The sequence below is a fragment of the Treponema sp. R80B11-R83G3 genome (assembly GCF_054786115.1).
Genome location: NZ_BDHF01000355.1, coordinates 1 through 751 on the forward strand (window position 1 = coordinate 1; position 751 = coordinate 751).

Here is a 751-nt window from a genome sequence, read left to right on the forward strand (position 1 = left end):
ATTAAATTTCTTAAACGGAGTTTTAGGCGCTGCGGCGGGCTTTCTTTTCTCATCTCGTTTAAACTCATCGCGTTTAAATTTATCGCGTCTTGTATCGGATGTTTTTGCCTCTTTAGTACGCGCTCCTTCGTAGACATCAATTGAAATAAATTTGCCCGCGCTTTTGTCATCATCATAATGTTCCTGCATCGCTATTTCAGACGGGATTTTTTTTCCGATATAACGCTCAATGGCGGGTAACTCGTATACGTCCTGCTCGCTTGCGAGGGTAATCGCCTTGCCTGTCTTCCCGGCGCGGGCCGTCCTGCCGATACGGTGAACATAATTTTCGGCTTCTACGGGAAGATCGTAATTTATAACCATCGAAAGGCTTTCAATATCAAGTCCGCGCGCCGCGACATCGGTAGCGACAAGAGTTTTTATTTTTCCGGCTTTTAAGTCACTGATAATTTTTAGCCGTTTTACCTGCGGCAGATCGCCGATTATAAATTCGCAATGGTAACCGTTCATTTTAAGGCGCTTCGCGACAATCTCGGTATGTTTTTTTGTGTTGCAAAAAATCAACGCGCTTTCGGGCTGTTCGTTTTTTAAAATCCCAAGAAGGAGCGTCATTTTTTCACCCGACGGAACATGGTAGAGAACCTGCGTGATTTCCTCGACAGTGACTATCTCGGGTTTTATATCAATTTCAAACGGAGACTTTGTGTATTCCCACGCGAGATTTTTTACCCACGCGTTTAATGTCGCGCTG

Annotated in this window: 1 protein-coding gene; it reads right to left on the reverse strand. The window is 44.6% G+C overall.

Annotated features, from left to right (window positions below; all coding sequences use genetic code 11):
* Positions 1-751, reverse strand: a 751-nt coding sequence (locus ACYVRH_RS13825) for a helicase-related protein (RefSeq protein WP_461257465.1), incomplete at both ends; no start/stop codon positions are given.